Source organism: Microbulbifer sp. ABH2_005 (assembly GCF_056160005.1).
On sequence record NZ_JBSWWI010000001.1, the window covers coordinates 2094135 to 2114878 of the forward strand.

Genomic DNA, 20744 nt, shown 5'->3' on the forward strand with positions numbered 1-20744 from the left:
GGGAGATAGTAACGTTGCACAATAGTTTAAAAACAGTTTTCGGCTTGATGGCGCTGATAGCAGGTATGGTGATATCCATACCGCTATTTGCCCATGGGGTAGACGATGCTACCAAGACTTTTCTTGCCGGCAATGAAGGGGTATCAATTATTCCCTTTCTATATATTGGCGCCAAGCATATGGTGACTGGCTATGACCACCTACTGTTCCTGGTGGGAGTCATTTTCTTTTTATATCGCTCTAAAGATGTTCTTATCTATGTGAGCTTCTTTACTCTCGGTCATAGCTTAACTTTGTTATTTGGAGTGCTTAACGACACCCATGTGAATGCCTATTTGATCGATGCCATTATTGGATTATCCATTGTCTATAAAGGCTTCGATAATCTTGGCGGCTTCAAACGGGTTTTTGGCTTCCAGCCTAATACCAAGGCTGCCGTACTGATTTTTGGACTCTTCCACGGTTTTGGTTTGGCAACCAAATTACAGGAATTCAAGCTGTCCAGCGATGGGTTGGTGGAAAATATTCTGGCCTTTAATGTCGGAGTAGAAATTGGCCAGTTTGTTGCGTTGCTGTTTATTCTCCTCGCCATCAATTATTGGCGTCGCTTTGACAGTTTCCTGCGTTTTTCCACCATGACGAATACCTTGCTAATGAGTGGTGGACTGATGTTGGTGGGTTACCAAATGACAGGGTACTTCGTGAGTTAGATAGCCCGAAAATGGCTTTTACAAGTTAATTGAACAGAAAAAACACAGATTTAGAGCTTACAGAATGAATACAACTGAAATGCCAGTGCAGTCTGCACAAACGCTGATTAGATCAACACTTGCTGCTGGCGTACTTGCAGCCATTATGTTGACCACAGTAATCCTGCCAGCTGAATACAATATAGATCCTACTGGAATTGGCAGTGCACTGGGGCTGACTGAATTAAACAGTCAAGAACAGGAAATTGCGGTACCAGAAGTAGTGCAGCGTGGCGAGCAGTCCTTTGCTTATCGGACTGACACTACAACTATTGAAGTGCCCGCTGGCCGTGGAATTGAATACAAATTTCAATTGGATAAATACGGCCATCTGGAGTACGAGTGGGTAACGGAGAGTGGTGAACTTTACTTTGATTTTCACGGCGAACCCACAGGCGATACTACCGGCTACTTTGAGAGCTTTGCTATTGCTACCGCAAATAAAATGAGTGGCTCTCTCACCACGCCTTTTGATGGTTCCCATGGCTGGTATTGGAAGAATAACGGTCAGGAATCTGTGAAGATCACTCTAAAAACAAAGGGGTTCTACGAGATTATTGGACTCAAACAGTAACGCTTTTTTATCAACATTCGCTAAAACCGAGAAGAAAGAGAGTATTATGAACAAACTTATTCGAGTCATCTGTGTATCAGTTACCTTAGGCTTCGCAAATCTTGCTTTCGCCCATGGTGACCATGAGAGAGACAATTTTGCCACTGTATCCATGGTAGAAGCCAAGGGTATCGCCAGCCAGGAAGTAGCTCGCCTAATCAAAGAGGGTAAGCTAAACAAATCCTGGGCTGACAAGCCGCTCAATGCCGCAATGCAGCGTGTTGACAACCAGCGACAATGGGTTGTTACTGCAAAGGAGCAGGGTGGTGTACTGAATCAGCAGCTGCAGATTTTCTTAAGTACCGAAGGTTACTTTCTGTCTTTTAACGTGCAGAACCTCTAACTAATCAGATATTCACTGGCAGCGGTAAATTAGCCGCTGCCTTCAACTTGCAATAAGCTAGAACCGCAACAATCGATAATGAAGCATTGCAGTCAATGTGCAGGGATAGCCATCGATCGACAATGGAGAGTTTGCAGCCACTGCGCAGGAGCTGGTGTGTTAGTTGATAACCCAGCCATGTTTGATGTGCAGCTAACGATTTTTGCCAACGAGGTTAAGCCGCTTCGCGACTTCCTCGCCAGCATAAACACCGACCTGGTTAACCTAAAAACCAGGGACCTAGAACAGACGGAGAGCATTATGGGTGCATTACGTGAGATAATCGGAGAGCTGGACTTGATACGAGTTCGGCCAGAGCATCGCAACAAATCGTTCCCACAGGAGGGAGAGACATGGTTATCGGAAATAGCCGTCAAGAAAAAACTTCAAACCTAGGCCCTGTAAGGGCTCCCACTATTTCCGATATTTGTGAATATCGGATATTAAGGAATTACCGTCCTAGTACCATTTTCAGCGCTGTCAAGATCCTAATTTCAAACTGAGCCTAACAACCTACAAAATCGCGCCATTTGAGCCAAAATTCCCACTATCTGTACAAATGTTAGCCGGTTTTAATAACTAAAAAATATAAAGTGTTTTTTCTCACAAAATGCTCAAAAACCAAGATTTCAGCAAATAACGCAAAATTTCTGCACACCCATCCGAGATTCTCAGTCGAAAACTTTACGCATTAAACGGTCTACATCACGACGTAAAGCAACCACATCCGTTCGGATTGCAGCCCAAGCAGCGCCCGCACCAAAGGCCGCTGACAAGAAAGTTCCTAAATCAAATTCCACTAAATCTTCTTCCACTGAAATAATTTATTGATCCCAAATACGGCAAAAGATATCGACATAAAACCGGCTATATACCACTCAGGTAATGCGGCTGCCGCCGTGAGCCCTTGTGCGGCACTTTCTCGCAGCCCAGGCATAAACTGGGCAATAAACGGATAAGACCAAACCGCAATTAAAAACTCATCCGCCCAGCCCGGTATTCCGTGCTGGATCCTTAGTGCGCGCGCCTGCGTTTCCGCTGCGCGAGACTCTTGCCGAGAATCCCACCAGCTTTTGACAAACCCAAGCACCGCCAGCGCAACACTAGACACGCTGCTGCCTGCTATTCAGAGCTTGCACTATCATTGCCGCAGTGACACCCGCAGCTACTGTGATTAAGAAACCTTTCATATTGGATCAAGCCCCCACACTTGCCGCGCATAATCATCTGATTCATTTAACGGGTTCATCAGATCGACCGCACCAAAAACACGGTCGAAAAAACCCTGAAGATTATCTTCCCCGACCACTTCTTTTGCAGCTCGGTTTACTATGTTGTCCTGATGCGTTGGGTTAACTAAGTTGATCAAGGATTGGCGATTCCACCACGCTAGACCCACAGTGCCGACCGCAACACCCGTGAGAATCATCAACCCATCAACTTGCACTTTTACACTCATACCAGCGCCTCATTAATTCCGCGGTATTCGCCGGCGATGCGCGACCATGTGGCGACATGATCACCAGGGCGAACATCTAAATGCACCATGTGACCGGGCCGTGTATCGGTATATAAGCCAATACCAGTAAAGCCAACGGAGCGCGCTACCTGATAGGCGCGCTCCAGCTGTTCCGGGCTATTCAGGTAGTGCCAATTACCCTGTACATCCTGCACCTGCGGGAAAACATCGATCGCCAGCACTTCGCCCCAACGAGTTACATTGTGCTGGCTGTTACTGTCATCCTCTCGCCCTATTCCGCCTTCCGCTTTTGAGACGATCACCCGACCGCCCCACTCTGTGCGGAACCGATCCAATCGCCGCAGTAGCTCCGCCGACATTAACGGGTACCATATTCCGAATTCATCAGGAGAAAAGTGATTCAATTTAGGCCGGGTCACAAACCGCCCCCCTATTCCGATTGCTACAGCGCCCGCCAATACGGCAAGCATCACCCTTTTCATAACTCAAAGAATTCAGGTAAAACCCCTACCGTATAATCACTATTTAAAAATGATACGCGATCATCAGCGATTCCATTTTTATAAAAAGAGTTAGTGCCGGAATTATAAGTAACCGTATAACGGCCGTTATCGTTAACCAATTTAGTGACGTAATCTAAATAATTAGATGGCGGTGTGCGTTGGAGCATGGCCCCTAAAATTACCTCAATAATTCCACCATACATTTTATGGCCCAACTTATACGGCAAGATAGAGCGCCAATTGGATAAATAATAATATAGCTTTGTACTATCGTCGGCGCCGGGGTCTTTAATAGAAAACTGCGCGTATACACTAACGTCCGAAGTCAGCCTTACATAGAAACTACCATCATAGGCAATAACACCTAAATATAATCCATTGGGTGAAACTGCGTACCCCTGGCCCCATGGTGCTACGTCAAATGCTGGCCACTCGAAATCACCATTAGATAACCATGAATATTTTTCATCATCAATTTCCTCGCCCTTAACTGGGTCGATCACGTGGCAGTGACGGTCAAAATCTTCGCTGTGAACTACAGTAATGCATAAATTACCGTCTTCATTTACGAACCCATTTTTAGGCCGCGCGTCGCCGCCAACCCATCCGGCCAAAGTACCTACGTTTCTATACTCGACTTTCCTAGTCAGAGGATCAAATGAAATTAAATACTTATCACCGTGGATATTCCACGCGTTATAAACATCATCCCATTCTTCGTCCCACTCACACACCTGATTATTGAAGTAGTGCAAAAGGTGATATTTGCCATGGGAATAGCCAAGGGGGAAAGCACCATAAATTGAATCGCTAAAAGGCGCCGGAATATGGCCATCGCCATATTCATAATAAGAAAACCCGGTTACTTGCATATGGGCCAAATGGCTCTTATAAATTCGCCCATCATGGAAAAACCAAATTTCACCGCCCGGACTAATAGTTAGCCCACCCAAGCTAGCAAACTTGCCAAGCTCGCCATGGCCTAAGTGCATATCCATGTTGTGGTGTAAAACTAAGTCGGTTCCATCCTCGCTTTTCCATTTAATAATTTCAGTGGGCGCGGTCATAGGATTTTCTGGGGGCTTTTTCAAACCCTCACCGATTTCGTATCGGGCTAACCCCTCGCGGGTAATTACATAAGCATCACCCTCAAAAAAGTATACAGCTTGGTTATCTTCGCAATCGGCGTCTATTGTTGTCGTATCATCCACATAGACTTCGTTATACCTAGCACTCCATTGCTCGCTACTTTCCAGGGTAACTGTTTTTGTTACATCCATTGGGAGAGTTGCGCTGGTGCCATGATGGGTGGTCACATAAGGCGAGATATTCAGTTCACCCGAAATAATCAGCCGATTGTAATCGCCAAACCCTATGATCAAGATCGCCACCTGCTCAACGGAGCTGGTCACTGTTACCCTCTTAAACTCCCCTTTAAGGCGCATAATATCGCCAGCATTACGGTGCGGCATGATCATGCCATCCACCCGAATTTCCAAGTCTTCACCCTGATCGATGAAAACAAACTCACCACCGGCCTCAATCGTTACCGGCACCCCTGCCTGCAACTCGCGGCGATAAGGCGCCATATTCTTAATGGTCATCATTTACCCCTAAACATTGCCAAAATTGCGACTGAGGCAAAGGCAGCACCGCCCCACCCTAGAACCTTGACCGTTTTATCCATAGCTTCAGCGCCTTCACTACGACTGTGCATTGTCGCCAGGGTGAAAGCTCGGTCGATTTGGTCCGCTGTTTGCTTGCGGGATGCATCCGCATCCTTAGTGATTGCGGCGATAGACATCGCCATTGTGTTAGAGGCGAAATCCAGGCTGTCGGTATTGGCATCGCGGGCAAAGTCCAAGCTATCGCGCGCAAAGTCCATACTTTTACTATTGGTTTCGCGGGCAAACGAATAGCTTTCAGCCTGGGAGCGCTCCGCAAAATCTAGTGAGTCGCGGTTGGTATCGCGGGCAAAGTCGAAACCATCCTCCATGGCATCGAAGCTACGAGCGGCAAAGTTATTGGCTGCGCCTATCGTTTCCTCTATCGCAGTGAGCCCTAAATCCCTTGAGCCCCGATTCATTTCTGCCGCTGTATCGAATGCAATGCGGGTCATACGCTCCGCCGAGTCGATAGCGCCATAATCGGTTTGGGTTATGCTGATATCGCCAACCCTGGCCCCTTCAGACAATCCCAGGTTTAGGCGGTCGCCGTCACCAGTACCCTCGACGAAATTCCACGTCTGTTCATTCTGGTTTGTTGTTTGGCTGCTTTTTGATTTTGAATCACCGCCCACGATTCACCCCCGCCCGATAAACAACCTCTGAAAATTCCAGGCCTGCGCGCTGATAAAGAGCCTCGATTCGCCAGTCGCTTGTATGGCACCGGATAGTGTCATACCAATCACCTAGCTGCCCCGCCATAACCGCCTTGACCGTAGGGACTAAGCCCCTACCAGTAACCGCACACACCACCAGCTCCTCACCCTCTGTACGCGTCACCATCCAGCCGCTCACACCTGCAGAACGAACAAAAAACAGCTGGGCTTCCCCAAGTTCTAGGTCATACATAACCCCCGGTGACAAAACGCCGGGAGTCAAAGCGAACTGCTCAAAAGCTGCCTGATTTGGCCAATCCATTGGCTCAAAGGTCACTTTTTCCATAGATAGAGTGCCCCCAGCACCAGAGCACCACCTATCAACATTTGCTGAGTTGTCAGGCCGCTAGTTCCCCCCGCATTGTTAAAGGTGTATGTTTTATTGCCGCTGTTGCCACCGGCTGCGGTACCACCTCCAGCTGAAGAAGGACCACCACCGCCCATATCAAGCCCGCCGCCACCGGTCAGGCTTGTCAGTGACCCCAACATTATTTAGCCACCTTCAACAATACCGCTGCGCCCACAGCCAAACCTGACAACAGCAGAAAGCGATTATCAAAAGTGAGGCCGCCCACTTTGGTTTGATAGGGTGCGCCGACTGCGGCCGTATTGACCGCAGTCATTCCAGGCCCGCCATAGGCGGTGTTGGGTTGATAGGGGTAGGCAGGAACAGCGGTGGCATTGTCAGGCTGAGCTGGCAAGGGTTCTGGCCTGTCCATTTGCTTCCAAGACAGGGCGCCGCCGATTACGACTTTTGTGAAATCAATAAATGGGTTTGATGCGTCAGACATTGCCGCCCCCTTAGACTTCAAGCTCGCCGATATACTCAGCAAACATTTCGACATTCTCAGCCGCGGCACTGGTCAGCTTTAGGCGCAAATCCCGCGCGGTGCGGCAATCGAGCTTGTTCTCCCCATAGCCCTCTTCTGAGAAGTCAATGACAAACCAGCCAGCTTGCGGGAAACGTTCGCCGTCGTTTTGCTTCCAGGTATTGAGGCCCGCGGTACGCTCCCAAATGGTGCGACCATCGCGCTCGATTTCCAGTTCTGTGATTTGCGCAGTCTTAATAAACAAGCGAGACAGGAACATGCTGGAGCGCGTACCTTTCGGCAACTTGTCATAGTCCCAGCGGCCAGTGACACCGGACACACCCGGAAGCCGGTAGATACTTCGCAGGGCACCAGGGCCACCCTCTTTTACCGGCGAAATAGTCGCCCAGCTATTGAGAATGCGTGGGTTGTTCGCGCTGGCATCAATATCGATCTGAATTTCCAGATCACTGAGGATTACCCCAGTAGCAGCGCCGTTTTTGATTTCCATTGAGCCCACGTTGAAGGCTGTTTGCTCTTCGAACATGCGCATTTTTAGGCCAGTCTGATCGAACGGGATTGTCAGATAGGTATCATCGCCTTTCTGTCTACCATCGAAGGCATTGAATATATCGATCGCCTCGCCGGTGTATTCCTGCACCGTGCGGTTATTGGCAACCATTCGAATCGCATTGATCTGTGAGCGCGGGAACGATGTCTGAAAAGTGACATCGTGATAGCAACGCGGACCAGGAAGGGAAATCGTGGCAGTTGCACCAGCGGCGACCCCCTCAGCGGGAGCAAGGCGGAATGTGTTACGCATTCTTATTTGCTCCCGTTCTTGGCCACGCGCGCGGCTTTGGCTAACGGTTTGATGCCGGTTTTAACGGCCACGAAAGTGACAACGCCCAAGAGCGCGGCACCAATCGCCGAAGAGATAACAATTTTTTTGTCGACGTTATCGCGCACAGCGCGGTCAACAGAGTTTGGAAGCATGGACATAAGTCCCTCGAAATTGGTTGAAACACAAATTGCGAGGGATTTGTCACATGGGTTTCGCTTCGCCGGTCAATCCCGGTTCGCTTCACCTTTTCGCTTCACCGCTTCATTTTTTTCTAACGAGGATAAAATACCCGCATTTTTTCCGTCTTTTGCAAATCCTTGCGGAAAAACTCCCCCACACTACAAGCCATTATTTCCCGCCATGGGGTATCAATTTCCTTGCCTATGCGCTCTGCCGCGCTGGTGTCCATATGCCCGGCCCAAATGATGCCGGCATTGCCCAGAGAGTCTTTACTGATTAACTGCGGTCGCTGACTCGTAGCGTCGATAATCAGGCCGTACTTCCGCCCTTGAGTCCAAAGCCGCCGATGGTAGGCGTCCCGCTTGTAATCCAGCAACCCAGGGCCACGGCAACAGTCAGAGTACTCTTCGATCACTGCGCGGGTTATGCGGTTACCGTCTAGGATCGACCAGACACCGTGCGCCCACTGCTCAAACAAATGCGGTGCAGCATCGCCGTTATAGGCCACACGGTATGCCTTGCCGCTTCGCTCCGCATCTGCCAGGGAGCGAAAAAAACTACTCAGGCTACCGCAACGCTCATCGGCCTCATGATCATCGTTGTTGTCCCACAGCACGACACGATCGCCAGGGCTAATTGACGATCGGCGGAGCAATGTCTGACTCTTCCCGAAGCCTGACTTCGCTAGATACAGACCGTGATTGTTGGCTAGTCTCGTGTTGGGGTTCTTGGCCATTCCGGTTATCTCTCCACTGTTGCTCTTTCTTCTTCGCTTCTTCCCGGTCAGCTCTGCGCAACTGACGCACTCGCATAATTAGCCGCTTGATCATGCGCCCGAGAAAAAAACCGGCTGTAACTTCTTCTTGGTAAGGGATGTTCCCGGTTCCTGATCCAGCAAGGTTATACTTTGCCAGTACCGGCCCCAGCTGATCGCGACTTCCCTGAATTTCTTCATCGCTCAAGGCGATACGATCATCAACAAACAGTTGCACCCCACCCTCACAGATGCGCATGAACGATTCAGCGCGATTCGCTCCCGCGTCGATGTCATCTGGCTCAGTCGGCTCATCCGGGGACAATTCAGCCTCCAGCTTTTCCGTTTCGCCCTTTTCGGTCTGCTCTGCGCGCTGTGCTAGCAAATCAAGCGTGCTTACCCCATCCATACGCCACCTATTAGTGCCAGCGTGGCAACACCCAGCGCTACCAGAGCGCCCCTGTTGCCACTTGGTTGCTGTTTATCGGGATCCGGGTCACCGTCCACCGGCTCACTTTGCCCCGGCTTCCAACGCTCCTCCTCTTTGGGCTTTGGGGGCTGTTCTGAATCATTGACCGGTACCGGCGCCTCCGCCTCGCGCTCATCATCTACATTGTTCGGCTTGTATACGGTCACACCGTCCGGCGGGCTAAATTCCGCTTCGCGCCAAATTTTTGTCTGACGCGCTGCACCGGTTCCCATATTCACCCCGCAGCAATCGCACTGGGTGTAAAAGTGCCGGCCGCGCTTGCTGGCCTGGCGCACAACGGCGGTGCCCCCTTCCGGGCATTGCCAATTCCCAATCACCGGGTTTTGCGGTGGTCGTTTTCCGCTCACGTTATTTCCCCTCCAACCGTCACCGATACCCCGCCCAACGCAAAAGTAACTACGGTTACCACTGGCGCAGCCGCCAGCAGTACCCGCGACACTGCGCCAGACCAAACCCACACACGCGCTATTGCACGGGCCTCGCGCAAGTAGTCATTCAATGGATATTCCCCGTCAGGTTATTGGATACCGTCAGGCACAGTTCGAACTCATCGAGGTTTAAACCCGCCGCCTTGCTTCTCTCAAGAACCTGCATCGGGGTTGTACTCATCAAAAGATCACCAGACGGCCCCACAATACGAATGGGAAGATTTGCAGCCGCTCGCAAATCCTCAGCTGTGAACTCCTGTTTCTTCTCGGTTTCAGGTTTAGGCGGAGGTGGCAACCTCTCCACAGGCCTAGGTTCCCCCTTCTGTTGAACAGGGGTTGCCGGTCTTTCCTTTTCCGGTATCGGTCGCGGATCAACCGCACCTTTCCTGGCTTGCCTTTCCATGTATTTCCTTTGCCTGTTTTTGCCCATGGTTCCTCCAGGGTTACAGTTATTGACACAAGTCCAAGGCGGGCGGCTGCGCCGCCCTTGACGCGCGCCATTCTGCGCGCGCAAATTCGGAGCGAGACGGACTATTCACAACCACCTCTCCCCGTAATTTCTCACCGGGCATTAACCGCCCGCGATCCGCTACCGGCATCTCTCTATCATTGGCGGTATTGCCTCGCCGGATTTTCCATTCATGCAACCGCGTTTTGATAAACCGCGCGGCGCCTCGCATGATTACCCCGCGAATATGCTCCACCTCTTCGCCGTAGGTGTTGCTTTCCGGCTTTGGTAATTGTTGCGGCCTTATCGCCTGCTCTTTGCGCGGCACCGTAGGTCCGCCCATCAGTTCAACAAAGGTTCGCCAGTCGCCCTTGTCGGCAGCCTCGCGAATATCCTCAAATAACTGCGTATCGCCGAGCCCATCCAGACCACCGGCCAGAAACTCACCACGCCTGCGCAGCTCGCGCCATACGGTTACAGATACCGTGCCCAACTGCTGAAACTGGCGAATGCCCCACATTGAGGCCCAGGCAATGGCCCTGGCCGCCCCTTCGGTTCCGGTAGTCTCTGCCTCATGGTCATAATCGATCGCACCGCCAGTAATATTTTTTGACAGGTACTTGGCCAGATATCCGGTTGCAGACTCCCCAACCTCCAAGCGCTTACAGTCCACCCGCACCCGCTCTTTACCGGCTACCTCTTCGGGGTCTTCCTCAAGCGCCCTATCCCTGAATATTTCCCATGCCTGATCAATTTGAGACTCTGAGAAATACAGCATCATGTGCCAGTGCGGCGTCCCGTCGTGGTGTGGCTCCACCACACGAAACCCATAGGTAACAATTCCCTTTTTCTTCCAGGCTGCGCGAATTCGCTGCCACACTTTGCACAAATATTCCTGCACTTCGTTAGGCGTTGCGCCGTTGTACTTGCCATTGCGCGGCCCGTTGTGGTGCCGCGAGTGATATTTGCTAGGTGCAGTCAATGTGAGGAACAGGCGCGGCATTCCCACATCATCAGCAATCTCCTCAAAGCCACGGGAGCGCACATAGAACTCATTTTCTCGGTTCACCGGGTTTGCCGGTGAAGCGTCCACCGCATCAGCCAGATTGACAGCAACCTCTTCGCCGCCCTCTTCCCGCACCGCTTCCATACTCGCCAGCAATTCACGGTTGCGCTTTTGCGCGGTTTTCCAGCGATTGAAAGCCCAGTCCGACAGGTAGGGCTGGCGACGCTTTTGCACGGCGCCAGTGGTGCGCAAAACCTGCTCAACCTGACGGCCAAACAGTTTGCGCAACTGGCGACGCCACCAACGCGGGCAGGCCGTGCGGGCCATAGCCGCGAGTTTCTTATCGCGGACTTTCTCAGGGTCATCATTACCGGTGATTACCAACGGAAACTGAACGCCGACCATTTGCACCAGCTCACTGATCAACGCCGCCGCCGTTTCCACATCATCCCCAGCCATATCCCCGCGCACGATATCCGCGCAGCTCTCCGCGCAGAGCTCGGCATAGGCTTTGATTTCTTCGTCGTCAGCCGTTGCCGTTACCCAGAACAGGCCATCAGCCCCAAACATGGGGCGGCCCAGCTCTGCCGCTATGCGGCGCAAGTTGTGGTTGGCCAGGACGTAACCATGCCCGCGACAATCGCGCGCATACTGGGCGATTAGCTCGCGCATCACTGGTCGGTGTTGATTGATAACTGAATCCCGCCACCGCCAAATCTCGCGCGGCATGCGGCTGTTGAATTGTTCTAGTGCCGTGATCTGTTCCACGAATTACCGCCTCAATCCCAGGCAGGCACACCAGCAAGACCAAAATAAAACCCCAAACATTCCGACCCCGCACCGTGTCCCTCCATAGCTCTTATTCACCCAGTGGCTTCGCAGCTCTTAGGCCATAATCAAATGCCTGCAAGACTTCCGTTGCAGGGCCCATGCCTACCGGGCGGCGCTCACGCACAGCCCGTGTAACCGCGAGAAAGCGCTCATACTCGGAGCGGTCCAAAACCAGCTCTACGCGCATGCACTTGGCTTTTTGCTCATTCATGGGAACCCCCGGCGCTATTGCGAATATCACCAAGGTCTTTGAGGGCGTTTTTGATTTGGTTTTGCAGCAGATTGATTGAGGCCGCCACATACGCAGCGCGGTAGTGGTCATCCATTCCAGAGCGCACACCGTGGTCAACGGCGGCCACATCGCGGCGGGTGCGCTCAAAATCTTTTTGCAGCGCATCGGCCTTGTCGCCAATCTCGCGCAAGTTGGCATCGAGTGCCCGCAGTGACTGCACCAGGAATTGCAGCTTTTGCTGATCGTTTAAATGCTTGCGGTTACCAAAGCGCACCGAGGCTAAAACTTTCTCGATGTCTGCAACTGTTTTGCGAGCAACCCGGCGCGGGTCATCGGGTTGGATTTTGCGGGCGGCACTCATGCGGCCACCTCCAGCGCTTGCGCACGCCAAGCGTCAACCAAGGCTTTCAGGTCGTATTGCATACCCAGGCAGCGCGGGCACTCGAGAGATACACCCGCGCGGATATTCTTGCCGCTGGTGCGCTGTATAGGCTTCAGTAGTTTGTCATCGGGAGAAAAGGCGAAGATATCGCCAGAGAGGATCAACCAGCCTGCACCGTGACAGACTGGGCATGGGTACTGTTTTGAGGTTTCGCAGTGCTGAGTCTGGGCAATACGCTCGTCGATGCCGTTGCGCAACCCTTCAAGGAAATCAGCCACCGGCCTCTCTCCCAGTCGGTTCAGTTCAGATTCAATAACCCCAAGTGAAAATGTTCGATTATGCATAGCGGTTCCTTGCTTGCGGTAGAGTGTCGGCTCACTGTTCGACACGCCCCGCCGCTACTCCTTGGCGGGGCTACTCAACAGCGAGCAACAACACTCTATACAAGCGAAACAACCCTATACAAGTCGCCAAAGGCTAATTGGCCGCGTGTATAAAACCTATAATGAAAAAATATTCTAAGGAGGGAGTTACAGCCATGCTGAGTACCATAGACATTTTGGCCATGATGAAAGAGCGCCTAGGAAGCTATTACAAAGTGGCCCAAAAACTAGAAGTACACCCCAACCGCGTTAATCAAATGCGCCACCACGGCGGCAAGTTAACTTTTGAACAAGGATTGATTGCGGCTAAATTTTTAGAGGTTTCAGAGGAGTCAATTATATTGAGCCTCGCCGCTGAAAGATCACAGAATAGCCCCGCCTTTGATAACCTTGCGCGCCTCGCTAAAAAGCATACACCCAAGATTTCCGCAGTTGCGGGCATTTTTGCGCTGGCCATTTTGGCCACTGGTGAATTATTGAGCAGTCCGGCGATTTCGAGCCTCGCGGGGTCCCTTACCCAAATCGCCTAAGTTATTGATTTGTATGGAAAATAGCTAAAGATATTTCCGGTATCAAATGAATATCGGATATTTTTTAAATGCCCGTTTTTCCATATAGTTTGCAGAATTCCAATAATAACTCCATATTTCTATGTCTGCTTCCAATCGGCCACCAGCACCAATCATTGACAACCTGAGTAATCTTGAGAATCCATTCCGCTGCACCAGCTAACAGCTACCGACGTGAACTTGAGCGTTTGCTGCAATGAGCGTGGCGCATTGAAGAAGTTTTAATAATGACTCTGAGGCGCGAACACATTGAGGAGTTTGTGCTGTTTTGCATTGAGCCGCCAATTGCCTGGATCGAAACTAAGAATGTTGCCAGGTTCAAAACACAAAATGGCGAGCGCGTTGTGAATGCTGATTGGCGGCCATTCGTAGTCAGTGTGTCCAAAGTTGAGATTCGTGCTGGCACGACGGCTTCTCCCAAGGAGTTCCGACCATACGAGGCAGCGATCAAATGCATCTTTACTGCATTGTCATCCTTCTTCGATTTTCTCTATCAAGAAGGCTTGGTTCCAGCCAATCCTGTGGCACTGATTCGCCAGAAAAGTAAGTTTGTTCGACGTGAGCAACAAAGTCAGGTTGTACGTCGAATCAGCAACTTGCAGTGGGAATATGTCCTGGAAACTGCTGAGATGCTGAGATGCTGAGATGCTGAGATGCTGAGATGCTGAGATGCTGAGATGCTGAGATGCTGAGATGCTGAGATGCTGAGATGCTGAGATCATGGCCGAGACATCACCTACTGATCAAGAGCGAACTTTATTCATTATGAACGCCCTATTCGCTATGTATTTGCGAATCTCTGAGTTGGTTGCAGATGAAAGATCGGCACCAGTTATGGGTGATTTCAAGAAAGATCGCGACGGAAACTGGTAGTTTCACGTTACGGGTAAAGGTAACAAAGGCCGGGCAATCACTAAAACGCTATAGAAATTATTTGCAGCTCCCTGCTCTGCCCAGCATTAATGAGCAGACACCTCTGGTGCACAAGTCCCGTGGCAAGGGCCCGGTTACCAGTACCCAACAAGTGCGCCTGATTGTTCAAAACTGCTTTGATGCTGCCCGCCAACGGATGGTTTAAGAAGGCTTAAGGGAAGATACTGAAGATCTCAAGGCAGCCACTGTGCACTGGATCCGCCATACGGGTATTTCTGAAGATGTGAAGTACCGCCCCCGCGAGCATGTGCGCGATGACGCGGGCCATGCAAGTATGGCTACGACTGATCGCTACATTGATTCCGACATGCGGGAACGACATGAAAGTGGGCGGAGTAAGCGGGTAAAGGAGGAGCGCTAATACTACCGCCCTACCCCATACATAATGAAGCTCGGGAATCCTTATCCGGCCTTACTAGTTTTTCCAGAGTTCCTATTATGATCTCCTCATAAATTGAGTTACTACCAGTAAACAAGGAGTAAGTTGATGAGAAACATTGAAATATTTGAAGCTATTTCTGGGCTTCTATTAGCGGAGCTTTATGAACATTTTCCGTTAAAGATTAAAATATCACCCACCGATTTGGCGATGAAACTAGGCGATGAACTTTGGGATCAGTCTCAAGTGCCGGTGAATGATGAAGAAAATCACACTCATTTTATTCGCCATAAGAGTCCAGCAAGCCTAGCAAAACCATCAATCGAATGGCTTGCTAGGTCCGGCTTAGTAACTTATGAAAAATATGATGGATTTAATTTTCAAGGAGTGTGTTTGACTCCAAAAGGATTAGAATCCATAAAAATAGAGCCCAAGAGAGAAAATCGCCTTATCAAGGCAGCAAAAGATTTGGCGATAAGCTCCGCGAAAGATGCTGCCAAAAAAGAGCTGAAAGATGCTTTTTCTGAGATTTTCACTTGGAGTGTTCAGAACTATCCAACTCTGATCCAAACAGTTACAAACTTAGGAACCTAATCGCAGCTCCATTGAAAAACAATGGGTAGAACCCTTTGGTGATATTAAGAGTAGCTAAAGACAAGGCAGAAGTGGAGACCTTATCCAAGGCCTAGTGTGGTTCTCTGTAGCAATGTGGTACACAACTTGCGTTCCAGACGTCCCAGTGCGAGGCTGACTCCAGAGGCAGTCTGCTCCAGTTGCTCGGCTGCCGCTGTGATGGTGCCTAAGGGTAATTTTCATTTTTGATCCTGAATCAATAGTCTTTTGCCTCAAGGCGGCTTTTTCGGCAAATGCAATATCTTCAGACTGCGCACATCTTTACATAATTACCGGATACCGCCATGCCCCTAGCACTCCTGACTCTAAAAATCAGCGCCAGCATGTTCTCGACATGACTCAGGCCTTCGTCACCGAAACTCTGCTGAGTACCTTCATCGACCAGCACTTTGGCTGGCACACAACTTTCCTGGAGGTATCGATTTTCGCTCTGGTAGCATTGTTAGGTCCCTTGCTGTTCATTCCTAGAAATATCCTGTATACCCGTCCGACCTCGCTGCTGGGCCAGGTCCGGGTACTGCTCAGCGATGCCTGTTGTGGCTTATAGGATAACGGTGGTTGGCTATGGTAGCTCACTGGTCTCTTTCACCTTCCTCGTCCCGATACTGCAGGATATTGTTGGCTTCGGTGCAGATTATGAATCCATTTCATTCACCCTTAATAAATTGATAGGAGTATTCCATGAGCAAGATTCCTTGCTTCGGACTCGGCACCTTCCGCCTAACCGGTCAGACCGCTATCGACTCGGTGAGCAATGCGCTCGATCTTGAGTACCGTGCAATCGACACTGCGCAGATCTATGACAACGAGGCTGAGGTAGGCCAAGCCTTGGCCGAGAGCGCCGTTCTGCGTGATGAGGTATTCCTCACCACTAAGATCTGGACTGACAACTACGCCGCGGAGAAGCTGGTACCGAGCCTAAGAGAGAGCCTTACCAGGTTGCGCACCGACTATGTGGATCTGACCCTGATTCACTGGCCGGCACCGAACAACGGCGTCGAGCTACCCGAGTACATGGCCGCACTAGTGGAGGCTAAGGCGCTAGGGCTGACCCGGCAGATAGGCATATCCAACTTCAATATCGAACTTACAAAGCAAGCCATCGCCGCAGTCGGTAAGGGCGAGATCGCCACCAACCAGATCGAGCTCAGCCCCTACCTGCAGAACCGTAAGCTAGTGGCATTCCTGAAAGAGCAGGACATTGCCGTTACCTCTTACATGACCCTGGCCTACGGCAAGGTGCTCCAGGACCCGGTGCTGGCTCAGGTGGCACGCAAGCATGATGCCACTGTTGCACAGGTTGCGCTGGCTTGGGCGATGCAGCTCGACTATGCCGTAATACCCTCCTCCACTAAGCGTGAGAATTTGGCGAGCAACCTGCTGGCCCTTCAATTGCGACTGGATAATGAAGACATGACGCAGATCGCCACGCTGGAACGTAATGGTCGCGAAGTCAACCCGGAAGGCCTGGCTCCTGTGTGGGACTGACATAGAGTGTGACCACTTGACGAAATTTTTTCATTTAGCCAGCACGACTAAGCCGGCTCTGGAGGCTTGTGATGTTTGAAATAATTGATTCCCTGTTCCAGCCGCTGAAACAAAGCCCTGGTCGAGATAGCTGTGAGAACTCCGCCCCAGATACCAGCTACACGGCCGCCGCCAAACTGCTGGGTGAGATCGGTGTGGGATATCTCCACATCGCCGAAGGCTGGGCCAACCTGATTGCCTTATGTCGCCAACCTAGATCAACCCAACCGGATTCGCACAGGCGTGGCCTTGGATACATACGATTGCGTAACCCTGTTGGGTGGTGGCAAAAAGGGGCTCACCGACTACCCTTCGATATCAGAAATTTGAGTCTGAAAGTTACCCCCTAATTGTAATTTCACCGACTGGATGGTGCTCTTGAGCCATTGCACCCTATCTATCACAGCCTCGTTGGCCCCGTAGGCGTAATGTCCACCCTAAGCAAACAAGAAGATACTTTCGATGAAAAAAAAATGCGCACCTATTGCACTGGCGGGACTGATTCTCGGTATGTTGATTGGCACACACGTTGCTGCTGATGCCGACTGGTACCCATCAATCTACGGCGAAGATGACGAAATCGGCGCTGCCAATTTACTGACTCCAGAATTGGTACTGCAGGCAGTGGATTTGGTGAAGATAGGTAAGACTTATCCACTTGCAGTGCCGGTTGATCAAAATCTGCCAGCCTTCCGCCACCGCAGTTTCCAGCTTTACAACATTCAGCCCGGTGAACAGGCCGGACAGAGTTTAGGTCCGAACAAGTTCACCTTCAACGATGAGCTGGTCAACGCCTGGACGGGCGTGGGCACACAGCTTAATGGCATTGGACACATCGGTATCAACCACGTCTATTACAACGGCCACAAGGCGGCCGATTTCGTCACCGTTGAAGGGGTTAAGAAACTCGGTATCGAGAAGGTGCCCCCGATTGTCACACGCGGCGTGGTGTTGGACATGACCGCCCACTATAAGAAAACGATAGTCCCGGGTGGCACTGAGTTCACAGTTGTTGACATCCAGGCAGTGCTCCAGAAGCAGGGTATCAAGATCCGTGAGGGTGATGTGGTGCTATTTAACACCGGCTGGCTGGAGCTGATAGGTAAGGACGACCAGAAGTTTCTCAACACTGAGCCAGGTATCGGCATGGAAGCTGCAAAATGGCTTGCAGACCAGGGCATTGTTGCCTTTGGAGGCGACACCTGGGCGTCTGAGGTGTACCCTAACCCGTCGGGTGATGAGGAGTTTCCGGTTAATCAGTATATGCTCGCCAAGCGCGGCATCTACAATTTGGAGCTGATCGATAGCCGCGCTCTCGTACGCGATAAGGCATGGGAGTTCATGTTTGTGCTGGGCCAGCCGCTGTACGTCGGCTCCACCCAGGTTAATATCAACCCGGTGGCGATCCGGTGAACACTTGTCTGAGTTGTGAAGGAAGAGACAGCGACTGAATAGCATCTATTCCCGAGATGTAAGCTACCGGAGCCTGTACGACTCGGTTCAGATCGCCCGTAACCAACACCAGCTATGCCGATCCAACTCAGGTGCAGACAGTCAACACAACAAGCTACCAAATCCCGGAATACAATTTGCCCATGGTGATCGCGACCAAAAGCTGAAGCAATGGGGACGTAGCGTTAATCTAAAACTGCGTCGTCTAAGTATCGATCGTTGGGCGGTATGGAAAACGATGAAATCCGCCTAGGCTCCTGGGATCAAGTAAGAGTCCGACCCTTTAGAGGGCACTGCCGAATCGATACTTTGCTGACTTGGGATTGCCATCATTGGTAAAGTGATAAGAAATGAGGAGATGAACCGCCGTGGTACGTGACCCGTAGGCCCGGTGGTGTGAGTGAAGGGGCGCCACGAGATGTCTCCCTATCCCGGTTAAGTGTAAATCAAAGTTATGAAGATCGTTAAATACACTGAGATGTATAAAGAAGCGTGTATAACGCTATTTCAGAGTAATTCAGATAAGTATTTCTCTGATGAAGAGCTTAGCGAATTCGAGGCCTACTTAGATAAAGGTGCAGGTTATAATCCCTATTTTATAGTTTTAAAAAACAATGAAGTTATAGCGTGTGGTGGCTACGAGAAAAGTGGTGGGGTAGTTGGGCTTTGTTGGGGGATGGTGCGTAGAATCAATCACGGCCAGTCAATTGGCACGCTGTTATTGGAGTTTAGGCTGGGGAGTATTTTAGAAAAGTATGGAGACTGTAAAGTGTCAATCGATACGTCCCAGCATACAAAAGGGTTCTACGAAAAGTACGGTTTTAAAGTCACTGAAATTGTTAAAAGTGGGTATGCCGAAGGGCTTGATAAGGTTTATATGGAACTTGAAATGTCAAAACCGGTATTTCTGAAGATGTGAAGTACCGTCCCCGTGAGCATGTGCGCGATGATGCGGGCCATGCAAGTATGGCTACGACCGATCGCTACATTGACTCCGATATGTTGAAAGTGGGCGCTGTAAGTGGGTTAAGGAGAAGCGGTAATACTGCCGCCCTGCCCTATAATTAGCCTTAGGAGTCCTTATCCGGCTCTACTAGGTTTTCCAGAGTTCCTATTGTAGTCTCCTTATCAATAGACTCACGTTCCTCCTCGGAAAGGTTTTCTCAGTGCTCCAAAGCCTTTTCTGTTTCTTCTTTGATTGAATGCTTAATCTCATCAAAGGACTTGGTCGGCTTGTTCCTGCCCATTACTGCCTCTCCAGGCATCAGGGATTTCCATTAGCTGCTGAGTAATACTCAAACCTTTTGGCATAGGACATATAGTAATTCACTAGTTTTTCATTTCTCGGTTTAATGATACGGAAAGTTTTGGCCCCAATTAGCTGTGCATACGCCTAATCGGTGACCCTAAATCGGTGAGCTATTCAAGCTCCAAACTTTGGCTCCGGCAGCCCCTGAACACCAAGAGCATGAATAGCAAAAATACTACCTGGCTGCGGGTGGCGGGCCAACTCCTCAGGAGTTAAAAATGATTGCTGTGAAGTAAAGTAGAGAGTTTCATAATTTTCGCCGCCGAATGTGACGCAGGTGGGACTCCGGATCGGTAGGTCAATCTCACGATCAAGGCGGCCCTTAGGATCAACCCTTAAAATCTTACCGCCAAGATTCAAAGCAAACCAGTAGTACCCTTCGGCATCAACTGTTGCGCCATCTACAATCGCGGGCTTGCGATCTTCAACTGAAAAGAACGGCCTACGGTTGCTGATATGGCCCTCATCCATATCCATGTCAAATACATAGATCATGCCACCAATGGAATCGCCAAAGTACATACGAGAGTCCTCTGGATCAAAGGCAATCCCATTAGAACACACAAAGGAAAAGTCCTTAGCAACCTTGCGCAGGCTAAAATCAGGCTCAAGACAATATAAATGTGAGACTTTACCTTTCAATTGCGAATCCATACTACCACACCAAAAACGTCCCCTTCGGTCGATCTTTCCATCATTTAACCGGCTTTGGGGTAGATTCGGTTCCGGGTCAACAACTGTCTCAAACTCCTCTGTTTCAAGGTTGATAGTGCAAAATCCTGAGTTGGCAGCGCCAACCAACCCTCCCCCCTTACGAAAACCAAAGGACCCTACCTGCTCCGGCATTTTCCAGGTCTTTCTTTCACCAGTAGTGATGTTTAGCCGCCGAATCGATGGTCGCCGAGGCCCTGCCAAATCAACCGAAGGGCCGACGTGATCCGCCCAGTAGATAGAAGTGTCTTCTGCATGCCAGATGGGTGTTTCTCCCAATCCATCGTTACACTCCCAAAGGCATTCAATTTCCATTGTCAGAACCCTTATTAATAGT

36 protein-coding genes are annotated in these 20744 nt (G+C 50.5%); 14 read left to right on the forward strand and 22 right to left on the reverse strand.

Annotation, left to right across the window (positions count from 1 at the left end):
• Positions 1 to 14: 14 nt before the first annotated feature.
• The 4 genes from ACXAFI_RS09040 to ACXAFI_RS09055 all read left to right on the forward strand — a co-directional run bounded on the left by ACXAFI_RS09040 (position 15) and on the right by ACXAFI_RS09055 (position 2140).
• Positions 15 to 710, forward strand: coding sequence for a HupE/UreJ family protein (locus tag ACXAFI_RS09040; protein ID WP_475108539.1), 696 nt, complete (start codon positions 15 to 17; stop codon positions 708 to 710).
• 64 nt (positions 711 to 774) lie between these two features.
• Positions 775 to 1323, forward strand: coding sequence for a hypothetical protein (locus ACXAFI_RS09045; protein WP_475108540.1), 549 nt, complete (start codon positions 775 to 777; stop codon positions 1321 to 1323).
• Positions 1324 to 1369: 46 nt separating this feature from the next.
• Positions 1370 to 1705, forward strand: coding sequence for a DUF6488 family protein (locus ACXAFI_RS09050; RefSeq protein WP_475108541.1), 336 nt, complete (start codon positions 1370 to 1372; stop codon positions 1703 to 1705).
• 78 nt (positions 1706 to 1783) lie between these two features.
• Positions 1784 to 2140, forward strand: coding sequence for a hypothetical protein (locus tag ACXAFI_RS09055; protein WP_475108542.1), 357 nt, complete (start codon positions 1784 to 1786; stop codon positions 2138 to 2140).
• Positions 2141 to 2543: 403 nt separating this feature from the next.
• Here the strand turns inward: ACXAFI_RS09055 and ACXAFI_RS09060 are convergent, their stop codons facing one another.
• The 19 genes from ACXAFI_RS09060 to ACXAFI_RS09150 form a co-directional block, all read right to left on the reverse strand.
• Complete coding sequence (locus ACXAFI_RS09060; protein ID WP_475108543.1) at positions 2544 to 2855, reverse strand: hypothetical protein; 312 nt, start codon at positions 2853 to 2855, stop codon at positions 2544 to 2546.
• Positions 2856 to 2930: 75 nt separating this feature from the next.
• Positions 2931 to 3203: a hypothetical protein gene (locus tag ACXAFI_RS09065; protein ID WP_475108544.1), complete on the reverse strand. Its 273-nt coding sequence runs from the start codon at positions 3201 to 3203 to the stop codon at positions 2931 to 2933.
• Positions 3200 to 3583, reverse strand: a complete 384-nt coding sequence (locus ACXAFI_RS09070) for a M15 family metallopeptidase domain-containing protein (RefSeq protein WP_475108545.1) — start codon at positions 3581 to 3583, stop codon at positions 3200 to 3202. Before ACXAFI_RS09070 ends, ACXAFI_RS09065 begins: the two co-directional genes overlap by 4 nt.
• Positions 3584 to 3702: 119 nt before the next feature.
• On the reverse strand, positions 3703 to 5331 hold the full coding sequence (locus tag ACXAFI_RS09075) for a hypothetical protein (protein ID WP_475108546.1): 1629 nt from the start codon (positions 5329 to 5331) through the stop codon (positions 3703 to 3705).
• Complete coding sequence (locus ACXAFI_RS09080) at positions 5331 to 6026, reverse strand: hypothetical protein (RefSeq protein WP_475108547.1); 696 nt, start codon at positions 6024 to 6026, stop codon at positions 5331 to 5333. Before ACXAFI_RS09080 ends, ACXAFI_RS09075 begins: the two co-directional genes overlap by 1 nt.
• Complete coding sequence (locus ACXAFI_RS09085; RefSeq protein ID WP_475108548.1) at positions 6016 to 6393, reverse strand: hypothetical protein; 378 nt, start codon at positions 6391 to 6393, stop codon at positions 6016 to 6018. Before ACXAFI_RS09085 ends, ACXAFI_RS09080 begins: the two co-directional genes overlap by 11 nt.
• Positions 6381 to 6596: a hypothetical protein gene (locus ACXAFI_RS09090; protein WP_475108549.1), complete on the reverse strand. Its 216-nt coding sequence runs from the start codon at positions 6594 to 6596 to the stop codon at positions 6381 to 6383. The genes ACXAFI_RS09085 and ACXAFI_RS09090 overlap by 13 nt, the downstream gene beginning before the upstream one ends.
• Positions 6596 to 6898 carry a hypothetical protein gene (locus ACXAFI_RS09095; protein ID WP_475108550.1) on the reverse strand — a complete coding sequence of 101 codons (303 nt, stop codon included), beginning with the start codon at positions 6896 to 6898 and terminating at the stop codon, positions 6596 to 6598. Before ACXAFI_RS09095 ends, ACXAFI_RS09090 begins: the two co-directional genes overlap by 1 nt.
• 10 nt (positions 6899 to 6908) lie before the next feature.
• Complete coding sequence (locus ACXAFI_RS09100; protein WP_475108551.1) at positions 6909 to 7739, reverse strand: major capsid protein P2; 831 nt, start codon at positions 7737 to 7739, stop codon at positions 6909 to 6911.
• Positions 7740 to 7741: 2 nt separating this feature from the next.
• Positions 7742 to 7918, reverse strand: coding sequence for a hypothetical protein (locus ACXAFI_RS09105; RefSeq protein WP_444884856.1), 177 nt, complete (start codon positions 7916 to 7918; stop codon positions 7742 to 7744).
• 113 nt (positions 7919 to 8031) lie between these two features.
• Complete coding sequence (locus tag ACXAFI_RS09110) at positions 8032 to 8595, reverse strand: hypothetical protein (protein ID WP_475108552.1); 564 nt, start codon at positions 8593 to 8595, stop codon at positions 8032 to 8034.
• Positions 8573 to 9103, reverse strand: coding sequence for a hypothetical protein (locus tag ACXAFI_RS09115; protein WP_475108553.1), 531 nt, complete (start codon positions 9101 to 9103; stop codon positions 8573 to 8575). The genes ACXAFI_RS09110 and ACXAFI_RS09115 overlap by 23 nt, the downstream gene beginning before the upstream one ends.
• Positions 9091 to 9531, reverse strand: a complete 441-nt coding sequence (locus ACXAFI_RS09120) for a hypothetical protein (protein WP_475108554.1) — start codon at positions 9529 to 9531, stop codon at positions 9091 to 9093. The genes ACXAFI_RS09115 and ACXAFI_RS09120 overlap by 13 nt, the downstream gene beginning before the upstream one ends.
• Entirely contained in the window at positions 9528 to 9683 is a 156-nt protein-coding gene (locus ACXAFI_RS09125) for a hypothetical protein (protein ID WP_475108555.1), read from the reverse strand. The genes ACXAFI_RS09120 and ACXAFI_RS09125 overlap by 4 nt, the downstream gene beginning before the upstream one ends.
• Positions 9680 to 10042 (reverse strand): hypothetical protein, encoded by a 363-nt coding sequence (locus ACXAFI_RS09130; RefSeq protein ID WP_475108556.1) that lies wholly within the window; start codon positions 10040 to 10042, stop codon positions 9680 to 9682. Before ACXAFI_RS09130 ends, ACXAFI_RS09125 begins: the two co-directional genes overlap by 4 nt.
• A 19-nt stretch (positions 10043 to 10061) precedes the next feature.
• Positions 10062 to 11834, reverse strand: coding sequence for a replication endonuclease (locus ACXAFI_RS09135; protein WP_475108557.1), 1773 nt, complete (start codon positions 11832 to 11834; stop codon positions 10062 to 10064).
• Positions 11835 to 11925: 91 nt separating this feature from the next.
• The gene (locus ACXAFI_RS09140; protein ID WP_475108558.1) at positions 11926 to 12108 is read right to left on the reverse strand and encodes a hypothetical protein; all 183 of its coding nucleotides are present in this window, start codon (positions 12106 to 12108) and stop codon (positions 11926 to 11928) included.
• Positions 12101 to 12490: a hypothetical protein gene (locus ACXAFI_RS09145; RefSeq protein ID WP_475108559.1), complete on the reverse strand. Its 390-nt coding sequence runs from the start codon at positions 12488 to 12490 to the stop codon at positions 12101 to 12103. Before ACXAFI_RS09145 ends, ACXAFI_RS09140 begins: the two co-directional genes overlap by 8 nt.
• Complete coding sequence (locus ACXAFI_RS09150) at positions 12487 to 12855, reverse strand: hypothetical protein (protein WP_475108560.1); 369 nt, start codon at positions 12853 to 12855, stop codon at positions 12487 to 12489. The genes ACXAFI_RS09145 and ACXAFI_RS09150 overlap by 4 nt, the downstream gene beginning before the upstream one ends.
• Positions 12856 to 13049: 194 nt before the next feature.
• On the opposite strand from ACXAFI_RS09150, the gene ACXAFI_RS09155 reads away from it, so the two are divergent.
• The 5 genes from ACXAFI_RS09155 (at position 13050) to ACXAFI_RS09175 (ending at position 15369) form a co-directional block, all read left to right on the forward strand.
• Entirely contained in the window at positions 13050 to 13424 is a 375-nt protein-coding gene (locus tag ACXAFI_RS09155; RefSeq protein ID WP_475108561.1) for a hypothetical protein, read from the forward strand.
• Between the two features lie 266 nt (positions 13425 to 13690).
• On the forward strand, positions 13691 to 14107 hold the full coding sequence (locus ACXAFI_RS09160) for a hypothetical protein (protein WP_475108562.1): 417 nt from the start codon (positions 13691 to 13693) through the stop codon (positions 14105 to 14107).
• Between the two features lie 170 nt (positions 14108 to 14277).
• Positions 14278 to 14541: a hypothetical protein gene (locus ACXAFI_RS09165; RefSeq protein WP_475108563.1), complete on the forward strand. Its 264-nt coding sequence runs from the start codon at positions 14278 to 14280 to the stop codon at positions 14539 to 14541.
• 42 nt (positions 14542 to 14583) lie between these two features.
• Positions 14584 to 14757 carry a hypothetical protein gene (locus tag ACXAFI_RS09170; protein WP_475108564.1) on the forward strand — a complete coding sequence of 58 codons (174 nt, stop codon included), beginning with the start codon at positions 14584 to 14586 and terminating at the stop codon, positions 14755 to 14757.
• Between the two features lie 126 nt (positions 14758 to 14883).
• Complete coding sequence (locus ACXAFI_RS09175; RefSeq protein ID WP_475108565.1) at positions 14884 to 15369, forward strand: hypothetical protein; 486 nt, start codon at positions 14884 to 14886, stop codon at positions 15367 to 15369.
• A gap of 80 nt (positions 15370 to 15449) precedes the next feature.
• Here ACXAFI_RS09175 and ACXAFI_RS09180 read toward each other — a convergent pair whose 3' ends face one another.
• Together ACXAFI_RS09180 and ACXAFI_RS09185 are read right to left on the reverse strand one after the other, a co-directional pair.
• Positions 15450 to 15569, reverse strand: a complete 120-nt coding sequence (locus ACXAFI_RS09180) for a helix-turn-helix domain-containing protein (protein ID WP_475109806.1) — start codon at positions 15567 to 15569, stop codon at positions 15450 to 15452.
• Between the two features lie 83 nt (positions 15570 to 15652).
• Complete coding sequence (locus ACXAFI_RS09185) at positions 15653 to 15808, reverse strand: hypothetical protein (RefSeq protein ID WP_475108566.1); 156 nt, start codon at positions 15806 to 15808, stop codon at positions 15653 to 15655.
• Between the two features lie 281 nt (positions 15809 to 16089).
• Between ACXAFI_RS09185 and dkgB the strand changes: the two genes are divergently transcribed.
• The 5 genes from dkgB to ACXAFI_RS09210 all read left to right on the forward strand — a co-directional run bounded on the left by dkgB (position 16090) and on the right by ACXAFI_RS09210 (position 19455).
• The gene (gene dkgB / locus ACXAFI_RS09190; RefSeq protein WP_475108567.1) at positions 16090 to 16896 is read left to right on the forward strand and encodes a 2,5-didehydrogluconate reductase DkgB; all 807 of its coding nucleotides are present in this window, start codon (positions 16090 to 16092) and stop codon (positions 16894 to 16896) included.
• 71 nt (positions 16897 to 16967) lie between these two features.
• On the forward strand, positions 16968 to 17285 hold the full coding sequence (locus ACXAFI_RS09195; RefSeq protein ID WP_475108568.1) for a hypothetical protein: 318 nt from the start codon (positions 16968 to 16970) through the stop codon (positions 17283 to 17285).
• A 112-nt stretch (positions 17286 to 17397) separates the two neighbouring features.
• On the forward strand, positions 17398 to 18348 hold the full coding sequence (locus tag ACXAFI_RS09200) for a cyclase family protein (RefSeq protein WP_475108569.1): 951 nt from the start codon (positions 17398 to 17400) through the stop codon (positions 18346 to 18348).
• Between the two features lie 493 nt (positions 18349 to 18841).
• A complete protein-coding gene (locus tag ACXAFI_RS09205) occupies positions 18842 to 19306 on the forward strand; it encodes a GNAT family N-acetyltransferase (RefSeq protein WP_475108570.1) in 465 nt (154 codons plus the stop codon).
• Positions 19303 to 19455 carry a hypothetical protein gene (locus tag ACXAFI_RS09210; RefSeq protein WP_475108571.1) on the forward strand — a complete coding sequence of 51 codons (153 nt, stop codon included), beginning with the start codon at positions 19303 to 19305 and terminating at the stop codon, positions 19453 to 19455. The genes ACXAFI_RS09205 and ACXAFI_RS09210 overlap by 4 nt, the downstream gene beginning before the upstream one ends.
• 355 nt (positions 19456 to 19810) lie before the next feature.
• Here ACXAFI_RS09210 and ACXAFI_RS09215 read toward each other — a convergent pair whose 3' ends face one another.
• Complete coding sequence (locus ACXAFI_RS09215; RefSeq protein WP_475108572.1) at positions 19811 to 20722, reverse strand: SMP-30/gluconolactonase/LRE family protein; 912 nt, start codon at positions 20720 to 20722, stop codon at positions 19811 to 19813.
• Between the last annotated feature and the right edge of the window lie 22 nt (positions 20723 to 20744).